General features: G+C 35.7%; 1 protein-coding gene. It reads left to right on the forward strand.

Going from position 1 to position 1,029, the window contains the following annotated elements; translation table 11 throughout:
- On the forward strand, positions 1–644 hold a 644-nt coding region (locus ASJ81_RS13570; protein WP_141241560.1), incomplete at its 5' end, for an IS110 family transposase.
- Between the last annotated feature and the right edge of the window lie 385 nt (positions 645–1,029).

Genomic DNA, 1,029 nt, shown 5'->3' on the forward strand with positions numbered 1-1,029 from the left:
AAATTCTTGATCGAGAAATCTCTCAAAGTGCTGCATTCAGACTTCAGATCTGTCTGAAACTCATAAAGAGTATTGATGATGAGATCGAAGCTTTAGAGAAAGAAATTTTCAATTATGCTTATAAAAAGCATAAGCGAGAAATGGAGATTTTAATGTCAGTTCCAGGTATAGGAGAACTTGGTGCGGCAATTTTACTTGCTGAAATAGGCAATTTCAAGGATTTTTCTTCTGGAGATAAGCTTGCTTCCTGGCTTGGTCTGGTTCCTAATGTGTATCAATCTGCAGATAAATACCACAACGGAAGAATCACAAAGAGAGGATCAAAGGGAGCAAGATGGATTCTTACGCAGATTTCTCAAGCAGCGGCAAGAAAGAATAACAGTAAGTTAAAAGAGTTTTTTAACAGGAAAAAGAAGTCAATTGGGCATTCCAAGGCAATTATTGCCTTGGCAAGGAAAATTGCAACGATAATATGGCATCTTATCGTAAACGATGAGATATACGAAGATGGAACTGGATATCAAAAAGGAGAAATTCAAAAGAGGAAGATTGTTGAGACAGAAATATTCTCAGTTGATGAACGAATAAAAATAATTAGTGAAATATTTGCGATAATGGAAAAAGAAGGTGAAGAGAGCACGTGAGGAAGATATCCTCATGTACTTTCATGCTAAATAAAGCAGTGTACCAGAAAACGTATATGAAATTCTTCGAATAACATGCACAAATCAATGAAAGTACTTTACCCCCTCTTTTTCAAAATAGGAAGATTGTCGAGACTGAGATATTCTCGGTTGATGAACGAATAAAAATAATTAGTGAAATATTTGCGATAATGGAAAAAGAAGGTGAAGAGAGCACGTGAGGAAGATATCCTCATGTACTTTCATGCTAAATAAGTATCCTCTTCAAATTGAGTGGAAAGCTCTCAATTTCTGCTTATTGAGCTTTTTTCTCTGATTAGTTGAGCCAGAGATGGCATCCCAAATGTACCGCTAACTCTATCACATATGTACTGATATGCAAATT

It is taken from the genome of Methanosarcina spelaei (genome assembly GCF_002287235.1).
In the GTDB taxonomy this organism is placed as follows: Archaea; Halobacteriota; Methanosarcinia; order Methanosarcinales; family Methanosarcinaceae; genus Methanosarcina; species Methanosarcina spelaei.